The organism is Pseudomonas sp. NGC7, assembly GCF_047159675.1.
GTDB lineage: Bacteria > Pseudomonadota > Gammaproteobacteria > Pseudomonadales > Pseudomonadaceae > Aquipseudomonas > Aquipseudomonas kermanshahensis.
Genome location: NZ_BAAFZY010000001.1, coordinates 2,856,604 through 2,872,468 on the forward strand (window position 1 = coordinate 2,856,604; position 15,865 = coordinate 2,872,468).

The window sequence follows — 15,865 nt, forward strand, 5'->3', positions numbered from 1 at the left end:
GGCAGGTGAGTGAAAGCGATTGTCCACTAAAATTGATGATAAGTGGTGAGTATTTGTCGCTTTTTTTCTACCTTTGCGGCGCCTAGATTACCGCCGAATTACAAAAACAAAGGTATGTACCTATGTCGATCGCTGAAGTTGCCTATGCCAAAGGGCGCAGCAGTTACCGGTGGATCGTGGCTGGCATGATCTTCTCGATCTACACCATCGCTGCCGCCGACCGCGCCAATCTCGGCGTGGCGCTGCCTTTTATTCGCAAAGAGTTCGAGATGAGCAACGCCGAAGCGGGTGGGCTGATGAGCCTGTTCCTGCTGGCTTATGCCTTGGCGCAAATCCCGGCAGGCCTGGCCTTCAGCCGCCTGGGCGTGAGCCGGATCTTGCCGACCGCCATGGTCATGACGTCGGTGCTGACCGGGTTGGTGGGTACCGCAGGCTCACTGCTGGCGTTGAAAATCTATCGGTTCGGCCTGGGCCTTGCCGAAGGGCCGTTGCCGATCAGCATGACCACCACCATCAACAACTGGTTTCCGCCGAGAGAAAAGGGCATTGCTTCAGGCATTTTTCTGTCTGCGGTCAAGTTCGGCCCGGTCATCGTACCGCCGCTGTGTGCCGTGATCATCGCGGTGTGGGGCTGGCGCGAGGTGTTCTATTTCTTCGCCGTGCCGGGCATTTTGCTGTCGATCGCTTGGTACTTTCTGATTGCCGACCACCCTTCGAAAAGCCGCTTCGTCAATCAGGCGGAGCTTGATTACATCACTGACGAAACGCCGCGCGACAACGTCGCCAGCAATGAACCCGCCGTGCAGAAGGCCCCAGGGCGAGGCTTCGAACGCCTGGACTTCTTCATTCGTCGGCGCGAGGTATCGGCGCTGGAGACCAAGCGCCAGGTCTTCGGCTCGTGGTTGATCTGGGGGAGTGCGCTGGCGTACTGCTTCCAGCTGGGTGTTTCCAGCGTACTGTTGTCCTGGATCCCCACCTACCTGATCACTGTCAAAGGCTTCTCATTGATGAACATGGGGTTGGTCTCGGCTGCGCCTTGGGTTGGGGCCGTGCTGGGCAACTTGTTGGGCGGCTATTGCTCGGACCGTTGGTTGGGCGGTCGGCGCAAGCCTGGGATGCTGCTTTCAGCGCTGGGTACCTCGGTGATGATGTACCTGTTGATTCATTCACCTGCCGACCCGTTTTCGTACGGCCTGTTGCTGATGGCGACCGGCATCGTGTTGAGCTTCGGGTTCTCTTCTTACATGGTTTACCCCATGGCACTGGCGACCAAGCAGACGTTCCCCGTCGCCAACGCCATCGTCAACATGGTCGGGCAGCTAGGGGCCGCAGCGACGCCGTTTTTGACCGGCTTGTTGCTTGACAGTTATGGCTGGAACTACGTGTTCTCTTACCTTGCGATTGGTTCGTTCGCCAGCTTTGTGCTGTTGCTGACGATTCTGGAGCCGGTGCCGAAGACCCAAAAGGCGTGACCTCACGGCCTGTGGTGTCACCCGTTGTGATCAATCCGTCTGTTTGAAAGGAGCTAATGATGCACGCAGAAGATAAAGCGCTGGTCGCACTGTTCGAAGGCCTGGATACGCCCGGCGTCTCGGATGCCTTGGACAAGCTCGGCCTGCCTGGCCATTGCTTTGGTGTGATGCCGCTGGACAACTACAAGCAGGTGGTCGTGGGGCCGGCGTTCACGGTGAAGTACGTGTCGGCGAGCGTGCCACCGGGCACCGTTGGTGATTTCATCGAAGAGGTCGCTGAGGGCGATATCGTGGTGATCGACAATGATGGCCGCACGGACTGCACCGTGTGGGGCGATATCATGACCCAGTATGCTGGGGCCCGGAAGATTGCTGGCACGGTGATCGACGGTGTCTGTCGCGATGTGAACAAGGCCTTGGGCGATGGCTATCCGCTGTTTACCCAGGGGCGCTTCATGCGCACAGGCAAAGACCGTGTCCAGGTCGAATCGGTCAACCAGCCGGTTTCCATCGGCCAGGCCCGTGTCTGCTCCCGTGACATCATCGTTGCCGATGCCAACGGCGTTGTTGTAGTGCCGCGTGAGCGGGCGCAAGAGGTTGCCCAGGTTGCCCGTCAGATCGAAGCAGTCGAAGCGGATATCCGTGCGTTGATCAGCGAAGGGCGCACCCTCAAGCAAGCGCGCGATGCGCTGAATTACCACACCTTGCAACGCAAGTCCTAAGTGGCATTGTGCTGACCCTTGCAGGTGCAGGGGTCAATAGCTGTTATGCCCAGAGGGTTTAGCACCGCTCGCAGCATCGCCTTAAACTAGGCGCGTGCGTCCCGCGCACTGATTCGTTCGTCTTGTTGAAGGTTTACCGTGCACGCCGAAGCTCGTCTACCCGGGGCCCCTGGCATTTTATGCCTGGGCATGCTGCAAATTCTGGTCTGGGGCGGCTCGTTCTTCTTGCTGGCGGTCATGGGCGAGCCGATAACGCGCGAGACCGGTTGGGGCAGCCAATGGGTGTACGGTGCGTTGTCGCTGAGCTTGATGGTCTCGGCCCTGCTTGCGCCGCTGTCGAGCCGTCTGGTTGCCCGTTACGGTGGCCGGACACAACTGGCCAGCAGTGGCGTGATCGTTGCTCTCGGGTTGTTGATCATCGCGGCTAGCCAGACGTTGCCGACGTTTTTGCTCGCGTGGGTGATCATCGGTGTTGGCATGGCCGCCGGGCTCTACGAAGCGCTGTTCGCGACATTGGGTGCGCTGTATGCCGAGCGTGCGGGTAAAGCCATCACCGGCATCACCCTGATTACAGGGTTTGCCACAACGCTGTGCTGGCCGCTGGTGGCATTTGCCATCGAGCATGTGGGCTGGCGCTACGCATGTGTCGGCTATGCCGCAGTGCTTCTGGTGACCACGCCGTTTTACCTCAAAGTACTGCCGAGCGCTGTCCGGTCAGCGCCGCGCAAGCGCCTCATCGAGCAGAGCAGTGCGGGCGTTAACCGACGCGTGTACCTGCAACTGACGTGGATCTTCGCGCTGGGTGCGGTCATCATGACCGCCATTTCGGTGCAACTGGTCGCCGTTCTGCAAGGGCTGGGCTATTCGCTGGCTGCAGCCATCGCGCTTTCAGCGTTGTTGGGGCCGAGCCAGGTCGCCTCGCGGGTGTTGCAGATGCTTGCAGGCAAGCGTCACCCCATTTGGACTGCATTGGTGTCAGTCGTGCTGGTTGCGGTAGGCGTATTGCTAGTCGCGTTTGTGCCAGGCGCGACAGCGGCAGGCTTGTTACTCTACGGCCTGGGCAACGGGCTGCGAGCGATCGTGCGCGGCCTGCTACCGCTGGCGTTGATGCCACCGTCGCAGTACGTGGTGTTGATGGGCAAGATGTCGCGGCCTTCACTGATCGGCCAGGCACTGACACCGTTAGTTGGCGGCTACCTGCTGCAGCACTTCGGTGCCATGGGGGTGCTCATGGCGTTGGGCTGTCTGGCCGCGATCAATGTCGGGCTGGTAGTGATGGTGTTGCGCGCGTTGCCAGCAGCCAAGTCGGCACCGAATGAAACGGACGAAACGATAGCGGTCGATGGAGATAGCGATGCACGATGATGCACGAAGCGAACAGCTGATCACGGGCCCGGCCGGGCTGATCGAATTGATTGTCGATGAACCGGTGTTGCCCGTCAGGGGCATTGCGGTGGTCAGCCATCCGCAACCCTTGCTGGGCGGCAGCCCGCACCACGTGGTACCGCTGACCTTGGCCCGCAAGCTGTGCGCTGCAGGCTGGCGCGTAGTGCGCCCGAGCTTTCGCGGAGTGGGGCAAACCGCTGGCACACATGCCGAGGGAGTAGGTGAGGCCGAAGACAGCATTGTCGTCGTCAGGCACCTGCAGGAACGTTACCCCGAGCTGCCCATCGCACTCGTCGGCTTCTCGTTTGGTGCGCACGTGTTTGCCCGGGTCGCGGTCACGCTGGAAAGCTCGCTGCATGCTGTCGCGTTGTTGGGGCTGCCGGTGGGAGAGGTGCCTGGCGGGCGGTTCTATCCAGCGCTGCCGTTACCCTCCCGCTGCCTGTTGCTGCATGGTGAGCACGACGAGATGGCACCGCTGGCCAACCTGCTTGATTGGGCACGGCCAGAGCACCGCCCGGTCATTGTCTATAGCGCGGCCAATCACTTCTTCAAAGGCTGCCTGGCGCAGGTAGCGGACCAGGTGGTCAGGCATTTGAACGAGAGAAGCTGAAAGCCAGGCAGGATTGATGTATAGCTGCCTGGTATCTCAGGCATTCGCGGGAAACACAGCTTTCCCTAGGGATGCTCCGATCAACTGTTGTCGAGCCATCCACAGGTTCGACAGGGCGAACAGCGTGGTCAACTGAGCGGTGTTTTACATCAGCCCACGAAAGCGCACTTTCACGTAGCCAAACTGACGCCTGATCACCCGAAACCGATGCTCGACCTTGGCGCCGATATGCACCTTCATGCCGAAGAAGTATTGGTTACCTTTCTTCGTCTGATGCATCTCGGGGGTTGGTAATGTAGTGGTCATGCAGTGTCCGGCACTCTCAAAACTATCACTTTTACCAGGTGTTGAAGTGTTCCCGTGTGTGTAACGTTGCTGAACGCACCTGCGCGTTTGTTTTCCTTACCTTGGACGGCTCCAACTGCATCGAAGGATTGAAAAAAATGAGCTCAACAGTGATAGCCCCCCCCGTTAATCCGAATAGCATTGTGCCAGGTAGTTCTGCTGGCATTGACGATCTGCGCATCGAGTTTGATCTTCACTTGAAGAACCGCTATCCGAAAGAGGCGATTTCAGATTATCCAAGGCCTATGGTCATCGGTGCCACCTGGCCTGTCTCAATCGCGGATGTGGGTATCAACCACGAGGAAGTCTGGGACCCTGACGACGGCGTGGTGGTCGTCATCCCTGCCTTCAAGGGCATGGCCGTGGATGATTGGATCATCGCAGACTGGAGCGGCAAGAGAGTACCCGCGAAGGTCGTAGCGGACGACGTGAGCAACCAGTATCTGACAGTGATCGTGCCCAGTGCCTTCATCAAGGAAAAAGATGACGCGCAAGTAAAGTATTCCGTTACACGCAAAAACAGCGCTGGCGCCTATGGCACCGTGGGCACTTCACAGGTGTTGATTGTTAAGGTGCGATTCGGCCAACCGGGGCATGTGGGTAACGCAGCGCCTATGCCGTTGAATGCACCCACCCTGACAACGCCGGCCACGGGGCCGGTAGGCGAAAGCGACGCCAAGAGCGGCGTGCAAGTGACGATTGCGGCTTACACGGGCATGGCGCCCTTCGATACGGTCGTACTGTATTGGGGCCATGAAACCGTTGAGCATAGCGTGGAGGCGGCGCACGTGGGCAAGCCGATTGTCGTCACCGTGCCGGAGGCTACAGTACTGGCAGCGGGAGACAGCAAAGACCTTGAAGTGGATTACTACGTCGTTGATGAGGTTGGCAACGAGTCCGAATGGTCGGTAACCACCCGTGTACAGGTCGCCGTATCGAAGCTTAAGTTTACTGCACCCACCCTCAGCGATCTGGAAGACCTGAAACGCACTATTGTCCAACCTTTCAACTTGGACATTTATGGCAGCAGGGGGCTGGAAATTAAAGCTGACCCCGGCAATTTCCAGCCAGGCGATAGTGTAACCGTCAAATGGAAAGCCACTACCGAAGCAGGCCTTGCTCAAGCATCCGATCTGGGAACTGTGGATATAACAGCTGCTGGCGAAGTGCTTACCTTTACACTGCCCCACACGGAGTTATGGGGCCTCGCCAATGGTTCAGGCAGCGCTTATTACGAAGTAAAACGCAATAATACGGTCACGCTGTCACAGTCAGCCACCCTTGATTTCATCGGCACGCGTGCATCCAACGCATTGCCCGCAGTGTCGATAGACGGCGCCGCAAGTGTGGATAATGGCTGGTGGATCGACTCTGATCTGGCGGTGGCAGACCTGGTCATTCCTCAACTGGCCAATCTGATGACGGGTGATGTTGTTGACGTCGTGATGCGCGGGGTTGCTGCCGACGGTCGTAGCCTGGTATTCAAACCCAGAAAGCATCGTGTCACCGCAGTCCAGGTCGGCAGTGAATTGCGGTTACGCTTGGACGGGCCTAAGTTCCTGCTGCCCCTGGAGGGTGGCTATGTGGATATCTACTACACCGTGAAGCGGGGCAAGAACAAGGTCAAGTCGTTATACCAGCGATTCTACGTTGGTTATCTTGCCGAGACGCTGCCGGCGCCCACCACTGAAACCGATCTTTCCGGTTCCAATAATGTATTGGACCCCGGCCGGCAGGAGTTTGCACACGGTGTTTATATCGCGCTGCCGGATCTAAGCGCGGTGAAGGGGGATTATACGCTTCAAATGATCTGGGAAACCTCGGAAGGGGGGTACCATGAGCAGTCGCAAGACATAGACGCAGGCGATACCCCGACCTCGTTCCAGGTGCCTGCCGCTGAACTGACGCTCAATGGAAACCCGATTGATGTTGTTGTTTACTACATTGTGTCCCAGGCCAACACACCTGATCGTGCGTCTGCGGACCTGGAATTTACAATCGCAACGCCTGCGATGCTGGTTGCCCCGTTGGATGTCAGCCAAGCCCCGATGGTGCTGCGCGGAGGGGCCATCGAGATGTGTCAAATGGTGGCCAATGCCTGGGCCGTTATCCCGCCCAAAGTCAATGGCAATATCGCAAGGTCCCAACAGCGATTGCCCACCGGCGGCACCCCTCCGTATACCTATGCTTCAAGTACCCCAGCCATTGCTCGGGTAGATGCCGACGGTCGTGTCTGGCCATTACGCAATGGCGACGTAACCATCACGATCACCGATGTGGCGAACAAAACCATCAGCTATCCGGTGCAGGTGAGTTATTGCTTCAGGGTGCTGATCGGCCCAGGCAGCTACAATTTGGTCAGTGCCGAGAGTTTTGTCAGAGCGGAGTCGGCCCTGCCTGTGAACGACGACTTGATCCCGGATCTGCGTGTATTATACGGGGCACAGTTGCCATTAAATCGTCATACTTGGACAGGCCATAGGCTTTTTCATGAAGGGTTCAACAATGGCCCAGGCTCCGGGTCTTTCTATCACGTGGCAACAAAGACAATTCACTTTGCGAATTCTTATAACACGAATGTCACAGGCGCCATGGCAATGAAACCTGTCTAGGTTTTGTACGAAAAGTATGGTCATCCATCGTTGTGGGAGCGGGCTTGCCCCGCGATCTGCCGCAACGCGGCAGCAAAGCCTGAATTCACGGCGACTTTGACGCTAGTCGATATCGGGTATGGGAGCGCTTCGCACTCCATCGCAGGCAAGCCAGCTCCTACAGAAATAGCGTATTTCTTGTGATTTTCGCTCACCTGTAGGAGTTGGCTTGCCTGCGATGGGCTGCACAGCAGCCCCAATTACAGCCGATGACGCTTAACTGACTGGCATTAGGGTAAAGCCCTGGTTATCAGGTCTTACCGGCGCACCCTCCGCAGATTTCACCGCGCAAACTGCGTGATCATTTGCGGCGCTCTTTCAGCACGGGTCAAGCGGACTGCGCTGGCTATATGGGCGTTTACCTAGCATTTTTGTCAGTTGTGGGCACTCAGTGAACGGTTCAAGAATGGCGCCATGATCCTGATCGGCATGGAGCTCTGCGTAATGTCAAACAACATTTCCGAAAGCAGTATCGACGCCAAACAGACCTTCCAGGTGCCCTACCTGATCACCAACCAACCCGACGGCTACCTGCCCGACATGCAGGACTTCGGCCTAGAGCGGGCGGGTACTGCTGAAGGTGGCTGGTACAGCCTCTGTCCGCTCAAGGCCGAGCGCGCCTTAGTCGAGGACGAAGTTGTCAGTGCCTGCCTGGTGCACCGTCGCACCGGCGAGCTGACCCGTATCGACTACACCGCGCAGGCCGGCAAGTTGCGGGACACGCAGTGGCTTCAGGACTTTGCCCAGAAGGTCGCCGAGGCCGGCATGCCCATCGCGGTCAACGGCCTTGGCGGCAGCAACGATTTTCCCAGCAGCCACGCGCTGCCGCGCCTGTGGTGCCAAGCCGACTACCGGGCGTTCAGCACCGCGCCGTTCAGCAGCAACCTGGTCCAGGTGCTGGCCTGTAACCATAACTTCCTGCTGGCTCAAGGGCAGACCCTGAGCCTGCAGGTACGCGACCTCAAGACCCAGGCCCTGCACGAGCAGCACCTGTTCACCGCCGAGGCGGACAGCGGCTGGGTGCAGGCCCTGTGCGCGCAGGTCAACCGTGACAGCCGTCTGCTGCGAGCTGGGGTGCCGGGCGCCGACTGCTCGGTGACGCCGGGCGCGGTGAACAACGCGTTCTGGGGCCCGCAGCACGCCGAGCTGTGCGTGACCCTGGCCGAGGTCAACTGGTGGGCCAGTCGCACCCTCGATGACGCGGCGCTGCCTAGCGATAGCACGCTGCAGGCCTGGGTCTATGATGCGTTCTCTCAGCGCCTGCTCGGCCACTTTGCCTGGAGCCCGAGCGACGAGGCGCAACGTGCCAAGGACAAATGGCCGAAGGACTGGGCCGAAGCGCTGGCAAAATCGGATGTGGCGCCCTACTTGCGCGTCAACACGACCAGGTCGATGCTCGAACAGCGCGGCGACGGCCTGCGCATCGTCGTTACCCTGCCGGGTGACGATTATACGGTCGAAGGCCCGCTGCTGGCGTCGGCGTTCAAGGCGCCCGAAGATGCCGTGCTGGTGACCGTGCGCCACCCCGGCAACGGGGCCTTGCTGCACCACGCGCTGTTTAGGCCCCAGGATTGTGCTGACGATGAAATGCCCAGCAAGCAGGAAACCTGGATACAGGCGCTGGCCAGCTTCATCGAAGCGCAGCAGTGGCCAGAGTTGTGCGTCAAGGACGGCGAGCAGCTGTGGCTACCGCGGCACGCCGAACTGCGGGTCGCGCTGGATAACGTTGGCGACGGGAACGGCTGGAAAGCCGAGGACTATGGGCTGGAACTGCTGAACGCCGATGAATGGCCAAGCGAGGAGGCTGCCGAACCGGCGCAGGTCACCCTCGAGCCGGACGAGGGGCGGACGGGGGTGACCATCAGCTCGCAGGGCGCAGAGCTGGAGTTTCGCTTGGACAAGGCGGCACGCGATAAAGGCTACCGGGTGATGGCGTGTGTGCCGAGGCAGGCAGCGGCCAAGCAACTAAGAGAGGCGTACATCAGCTATGTGGAGGCTTGTGTCAAGGCTCGTATCCCTGTCGCCATCTCGTTTGCCGAAGTCGGTACGTTAACGGCCCTCGCCGCCGCTGCTGCCGTCGTCATCGCCATGGAGTCGACCCCCCATGATTGCCCCGGCGCCATGGGCTTGGCCATCATCGGCACCGCAGCCGTCCTTACCGGAGGCACCGACTTCGTAGACACCGTTGCCGCCCGTGTCGTCGCCATTCGCGCGGATTTCCTCCGCGCGAATGGCGACGTCGCGAATTCCCTCCGCAAGGGCGTCCTCCGCGCGGCCGCCGCCGCCGACGACGCCCGCGACCGGGCCGGCAAAGACGCCTGTGCCGGAAAAACCTACAACACCGACGCCCAGGGAGCCTACGCCACCGCCTACACCGCCGCCAACGCCGAAGCCGTCGCCGCTACTTACACCAGCGCCAAAGCCGAAACCAAAGCAGACGTTGCCGCTTACGCCACCGCCTACGCCGACGCCTACGCCGCTGCCTACGCCGTCGACGTCGCCGTCGTTAAGCTCGTATGCACCGCCGCCGACGCCTACACCGCTGCCTACGCCGACGCCAACGCCTACGCATACGCAGCCGCCGGTGCCGCCTACGTCGCCGCCGACGACCACGCCTACGACAACTACGCCGCCGCCGAAGACGACGCCGCCTACGCCGCCGCCGCCGTTAAGCTCGTCTACGCCATTGTCGTCGCCCACAAGGAACCCCCTGCAGTGTGGCCAGCCTCGGTCACCGGCGACACCATCACCTGGCAAGGCCCACTGACCGACCAGGCGTATGACCTCTACCTGGACGTCCCCGCGTCCGAGCGCGGCAAGCCCGCCCTGACCGTGGGCCATATCGGCGCCTTGCACGCCACCCGGTTCTGGCACGCCTCGCAGCCGGTCAGCTTCACCCCGCCGAAAGTCCTCAAGGCATGCGATGAAATCAGCTTCCTCTGCGAGGACTACGGCAACACCAGCCGCTCCGAACTGTTCGACACCACCGGCCACAGCGAATCCGGCGTGGACCCACGCACGGGGCTGTTCCATGCCCATTACCCGGTGGCCAGCCTGCAGGGCCTGCAAGGCCAGGGGCCGGCGGTTGACCTGACCTTGCACTACTCGGCGCTGCGCGCCAACGAGGCGGGGCTCGGCGATGGCTGGGCCTGGCGCTTTGCCAGCGTGCAGCTGCGCGACAAGCTGCTGACCCTGGCCGATGGTGCCCAGGTCCAGTTCACCGACGCGCAATGGACCCAGCTGGGCAAGGGCAAGTCGATCAAGCTGCCCTCATGCGTGGTGAGCAGCAACGCGGATTACAGTCAGTTCATCCTCGACCTGCCCAGCGGCCGTCAGGAGGTTCTGGAAAAACCTTCAGCCAAGGGCAGCGACGATGAGGAGCCGAACAAGAAGTTTCACGATCAGGTCGTGAAAGCGTTGGAAAAAATCAGGGACCAGTCCCACCCGGACCTTTCTTTACTACCAGAAGACGTGTTGGGAAAGGTGAAGGGAGTGCTAGTACTGATAACTCCGGGGGTCCAGACTTTCTATGGCCAGGCAGCGACATGGGATTTCAACGATGCGGTCAAGAAGTGGCGCTCCGACGAGTACATCATCAAACTGAAAAAGATTATTGCCGATTACCAGAAGCCCTTCGTATTGCTACTGCCATCGACTATCGAGTCGCCCTACGGTGAGCAGGTGACGTTGGAGTGGAAGCGTCAGAAAGGCCAGTTCCTGCTGTTGCAGATAAAGAGTGGCGATGAACCCTTGTTCAAGGCGGACTACGTCACGCCGCAGGAGAAGACCGCGCAGGTAAACATGCAGGTCTGGCCGCAGAGCAAGACCGAGCAGTACGAGGTCAAGCTGGAGCTCAAAGACTATCTGCTGCGCACGCTCAGGCGCGAGCAAAACGGCAGAGAGCTGCAGCAGGTCGACTGCGATTACGACGACGACCCGACCCTGGACCGGGTGCTGTGCAGCCTGCGCGAGCTGGACGGCTCGGTGGAGTGCGTGAAGTACCAGCCGTGGCAGGCAAAGTACGCCACACAGAAAGACCAGCGCCCGGGCCTGCCTCGGGTTGCGCTGCACACCCTGGTGCCAGGCGATGGGCAAGAGAACCAGGTGGCGACCTACCGTTACGACGGGGACTTCCTGGCGCCCGACCAGCGGGTCGTCAGCGTCGAGTACGAGAGCGGTGTGCATGCGGCCCGGGAGCATCACCTGCTGGTGCACGGCAATGTCATGCACAGCGATCGCCTTGTGCGTTTCGAACTGTTGCGCGGGGTTGCCTCGGGGCAAGACCACTGGCTGGCCTTCTCCACACAAGAGACCGAAGAGGAGAACGACCAACGCAGGGTGACCAAGGGCTACCGCTACACGGGGGTGGGCGATGAGTTCGCCGAACTGCTCCACGGCCTTGAGGCCGGCGCCAACAAAGGCACTGTCAAGCTGAAGCTCGAACGGCAGAAGGCGCTGCGCAAATGGTTCTTTAGACATTCCCAAAGAGCCCACCGACCGAAACTGGCTGCGTGCATCACCCGGATGGTGGCCCATATCCCCCCTGCAGAGCGCGACGCGCTGGGGCGTACGGTGGAGGTGGCGACGCATGGTGAGGACAAGGCTGGCAACGTGCTGTGGCTGCACAAGAGCGACGAGCACCGGCTGTACCGCTGCTATTACACCGAGGCCGGCGGCAACCTGTTCACGCCCAAGGATGTCACGGGGCTGAAGGGTGTGGAGGGCCTCGGCAACCTGCCGGCCCTGAACTGCCCGTTCATCCCGGCGCATGCCTCGTTGCCCGTCATGGCTGAATACCAGTGTGACCCCTTCGGCAATCCCCAGGGCCTGCGCTTGTTCGGTTATAACAAAGTGACGCGTGGCAGTCGGGAGCTGCTGGAGCTGAGCGAGGTGGTGACGGTCGAGGGGGTCAAGGGCACGCTCACTAACGACCGGCTTGACGCCACAGCCACCTGGGCGCTGGCCGACTCGCCTGCCAGGTTGCTGTGGCGCCAGCGCAGCATCGAGATCACCGTGGTCACGCCCAAGGCTACACCGAGCGGGGAAAGCAAGGTCAAGCAGTGGTCGGTCAAGGATACCCAGCGCAGCTACCTGGGCGCGCAGATGTTCAAACTGGAGAGCGTCCAGCATTTCGAAGACAACCCGACCAATGACGGCATCGTGGTACGCGTCACCAGCAGCACCGAGCACGGTAGCGAACTGGTCAGCAATGTGCAGCGCTCACGGCATGGCTGGCGCTGCCTGGGTCGGCTAGAGCCAGGGACGCAAGTGCACTGGCAGTACGATGCGCTGGGGCGGGTGACCCAAGAGAAGCGCTACCGGCTCAAGAAGGACGCCACCGGCCAGTACCTGAACAAGGACAAGGACCAGCAACCTGACGAGCAGATCGACACCGTGTATTCGCTTGATGGCAAGGTCGCGATGCACACCCATGCGAACCAGGACATAAGCCGCAGCTACCTGGACGGCTTGCAACGGGCCTGGGGGCACGAGTGGCGCAAGCACGGCACCCCGCACTATGTGCCGGTGGCTCAATACAGCCTGCAAGGGCTGGATACGTCGCAGCGAGTGGCCAGTTGCGAGTGGGACTACTTGCCGGGCGGGCAGGCCGTGGTGGCGATGGCCCCGCAGGTGTCGGCCGTGGGGCCGCAAACCTGGGTTAGGGAGCAAGGGGGCCTGGATGGGCCGGGTACACGAGCCCGGCTCGAAGAAGAAAAAGAAGAAGAAGAGGCTGCCAACGCGCAAGTCCCGGCGCCCGATGTGTTCTCGCTTGAACCCTTTGCGGATCAAGACATCTTGAGCAAACGCATCGTCGAAGAGGGCTTCGACGACCACTCCCTGTACCAGCGCACCCTCGATTACATCTACTGCAAGGACGGTACCTTCGAGCAGGTGGAACACGTGACCGACGGTGCTGGGCAAGCGCAGTTGCAGGTGCGCCAACGCTTCGACGACTCGGGGGCCGTCATCGCTTATGGCCGCACCGTGGGCGGGAAAACCCGCGTGTATAACCTGGAACGCGACGCCGTGGGCCGGGTAACCAAGGTCACGCGCCCCGACCGCTCTACCGTCGAGTACCGCTACCATGGCCTGAGCAACCATGCCACCGAGCTCAAGGTGGACGGCAGGGTGGTGGCGACACAGACGGTGAATAACCCCAGCACCTTGACCTCGCGCACGGTAGGCGGGCGCGCGTACAGCTTCATGGACGATAGCGTGACCTTGCCCGACAAGACCACCCTCACCACCCCGCGCAATGCCGAGGGCCTGCGTTTCAAGGTGGATGATCGCACCCTCTCCAGCCATACCGAGAACGACGACACACTGACCCTGGCCTCGGCCGCCAGTGACGCCGCGCTGAAGACCGACTGGGCACAGACCTACCGGAGCGCGAGCCTGCCCGGCCGGCAGTGGGTTGCGCAAACCTCGCCGCGCGCCAAGCGCCAGGGCTGCCGCTGGTTGAGCCTGCATGGCCGGCCGCTGGCCTCGCTGCGCGCCGACGGCCACTGGCAGCGCGTGTTCAGCGACGAGCAGGGCCGTGTGCTGCGCACCTGCCAGGACCACGAAGAGGTGGTGTACCGTTACGACGCCCAGGGCCGGCTGCAGTCACGCCAGGCCCAGGCGCTCAAGGCCGGTGGGCAGTGGCAGGTGCTCAGCGCGCATGACGGCTTTGGCCAGGAAGTCACCCGGCGGTTCCTGCACAACGGCAACGAATGCTTCAAGCAGTGCCTGACCTGGCGCGGCGACGGCCGTCTGACCAGCAAGGCGAGCTACGAAAGAGGCACGCTACTGCGCGCCGAGCGCTTCACCTACGATGTGCTCGACCGCCTGCAGCGTTATGAGTGCGAGGCGGACAAGGCCGAGCATTGCCCGCAGGACGCCCACGGCACGGCGGTCAAGGCCCAGGACTTCAGCTGGGACGCGCTGAGCAACCTGACCCGCTGCGTCACCACCGGCTTCGATGGCACGACGCAGACCGAGGAGCTGGCCTATGCGACCAGCGACCCGACCCGGCTGACGCGGATCACCCGCGGCCAGGACCAGCGCGCGCTGGCCTGGAACAGCAATGGCTACCTGACCGACGACGCTGACCACGGCAGGGAACACCGCTTTAGCTATAACGCCGCCGGCCAGCTCGACAAGGTCAGCGACAGCGCCGGCCAGTTGCTGGCCCGCTACGAGTACGACGGCAGCCAGCGCCTGGTGGCGCAGTACCTCAAGGGCGACGAAAGCACCCGTGAGCTGCGCTACAACGGCGATGAACTGATCGGCGAAATCCGCTATGACAAGGCCGGCAAGGTCAGCCAGACCACCAGCCTGTCCAGTGGGCTGGCCCAGTACGATGATAACGAGGTGCGTTGGCTGATCAACGACGCGAACGCGGGCGTCGCCGGGCAATTCAAGGACGGCGCGCTGGAGCTGGCACCGCTGCTGCCGTTCGGCGATGGCAAGGCGCTGGAAGGGCTGGTCGCCGGCTACAACGGCATGCGCCGCGACCCGCTTACCGGGCACTACCACGCCGGCAATGGCTACCGCAGTTATGACCCGACGCTGCGCCGTTATGCCCAGCCGGACTGGCTCAGCCCGTTCGGTGAAGGTGGGCTCAACGACTACGCCCACTGCCCGGACCCGATCAACCTACACGACCCCAGCGGGGCGATCATGCTCAGCCGCTGGGACCAGAATCACCAGCTGGCCACTTACGAACAGGCGCTGCAGGACACGCAGAAGATGAAGGTTGGCAGCCGCTGGCGGGACCTGGCGTTTTCGCTGACGTTGGCCGTGGCGGGCGGCGCGCTGACCGTTTTCAACGGGGGGCTGACGATGGCCATGCTGGCGTTCGTCACGGCGATGAGTGTGGCGTCGTTCGCTTTCGAAGTGGCGTCGGTATTGACGGAGGAATCCAACCCTGGATTGTCCAAGGCGCTGGGCATCGTCTCGGTTGTCACGGGGGCATTGAGTTGTCTGGGCTTCGCCGGGGTGATGAAGTCTGGCTTCAAAGGGCTACAGTTCGCGCACAAGGGGGCCAAGTTGATCGGAAACGGTGCCAAAGTGGGGAGCGCTGCATCGCGTGTTGGAAGTGCAGGCTCACGCGTGGGAAGTGCAGGCTCTCGCGTTGGAAGCGCAGGTTCACGCGCTGGACGTGCAGGGCAGATTGCCGATAACGCGCTGGGGAGTCTTTATGTCCCTCGCACGGTGAGTGGTTTTATTGGCCCTCAAAACGTGGGCGCCCTGAGCCGCTTTAAGTACAACTACTTGGACCCCGCGGCGCAGTGGTTGGCTCGGAACGGCCTGAATGGCGCTCGGAAGCGGGCTTGGAGCTACCTCACAGCCCCCGTTGAAATTGCTGAACAACCCACGTCCACCTCGGGTTGGCTAGGGGGAATTGGCAATTATTTTCGCTCGTCGCTCGCGACACCCGGCACGTCGCGGCTCGGCTCGCTCGCAATTTACGTTACCAGCACGACGATTGAGTCCTACATTCTGTATTCGACGATCGACTCCAGCATAAGCCTGGCGCAGAAAAAAGAGGCTACGGTCAGTGCGAGGGGCGGGGGCGGTCATGAACCTGTCAAAGTGCCCAAGCTTCCGTCTTTGAGCATCGTGCAACACGACTTGCCAGTGGCCACGCACGGCGTGCGGTTCTGGTAGTGAGTGTGCCGAGGCCTGGCCATGGGG

General features: G+C 61.3%; 6 protein-coding genes and 1 pseudogene. 6 read left to right on the forward strand and 1 reads right to left on the reverse strand.

What is annotated here, in order from left to right:
• Positions 1-122 precede the first annotated feature (122 nt).
• The 4 genes from ACMCNM_RS12850 to ACMCNM_RS12865 all read left to right on the forward strand — a co-directional run bounded on the left by ACMCNM_RS12850 (position 123) and on the right by ACMCNM_RS12865 (position 4,190).
• A complete protein-coding gene (locus tag ACMCNM_RS12850; protein WP_412764500.1) occupies positions 123-1,472 on the forward strand; it encodes an MFS transporter in 1,350 nt (449 codons plus the stop codon).
• A 59-nt stretch (positions 1,473-1,531) separates the two neighbouring features.
• Positions 1,532-2,194, forward strand: a complete 663-nt coding sequence (locus tag ACMCNM_RS12855) for an RraA family protein (protein WP_186676274.1) — start codon at positions 1,532-1,534, stop codon at positions 2,192-2,194.
• Between the two features lie 189 nt (positions 2,195-2,383).
• A complete protein-coding gene (locus ACMCNM_RS12860; protein WP_186702734.1) occupies positions 2,384-3,559 on the forward strand; it encodes an MFS transporter in 1,176 nt (391 codons plus the stop codon).
• A complete protein-coding gene (locus ACMCNM_RS12865) occupies positions 3,549-4,190 on the forward strand; it encodes an alpha/beta hydrolase (RefSeq protein ID WP_412764501.1) in 642 nt (213 codons plus the stop codon). The genes ACMCNM_RS12860 and ACMCNM_RS12865 overlap by 11 nt, the downstream gene beginning before the upstream one ends.
• Before the next feature lie 36 nt (positions 4,191-4,226).
• Here ACMCNM_RS12865 and ACMCNM_RS12870 read toward each other — a convergent pair.
• Positions 4,227-4,475: pseudogene (locus ACMCNM_RS12870) on the reverse strand (hypothetical protein); the annotation flags it as partial.
• A 158-nt stretch (positions 4,476-4,633) separates the two neighbouring features.
• Here ACMCNM_RS12870 and ACMCNM_RS12875 point away from each other — a divergent pair.
• Together ACMCNM_RS12875 and ACMCNM_RS12880 are read left to right on the forward strand one after the other, a co-directional pair.
• Positions 4,634-7,147 (forward strand): hypothetical protein, encoded by a 2,514-nt coding sequence (locus ACMCNM_RS12875; protein WP_412764502.1) that lies wholly within the window; start codon positions 4,634-4,636, stop codon positions 7,145-7,147.
• 483 nt (positions 7,148-7,630) lie between these two features.
• Positions 7,631-15,838: an RHS repeat-associated core domain-containing protein gene (locus tag ACMCNM_RS12880; protein WP_412764503.1), complete on the forward strand. Its 8,208-nt coding sequence runs from the start codon at positions 7,631-7,633 to the stop codon at positions 15,836-15,838.
• Positions 15,839-15,865: the final 27 nt, after the last annotated feature.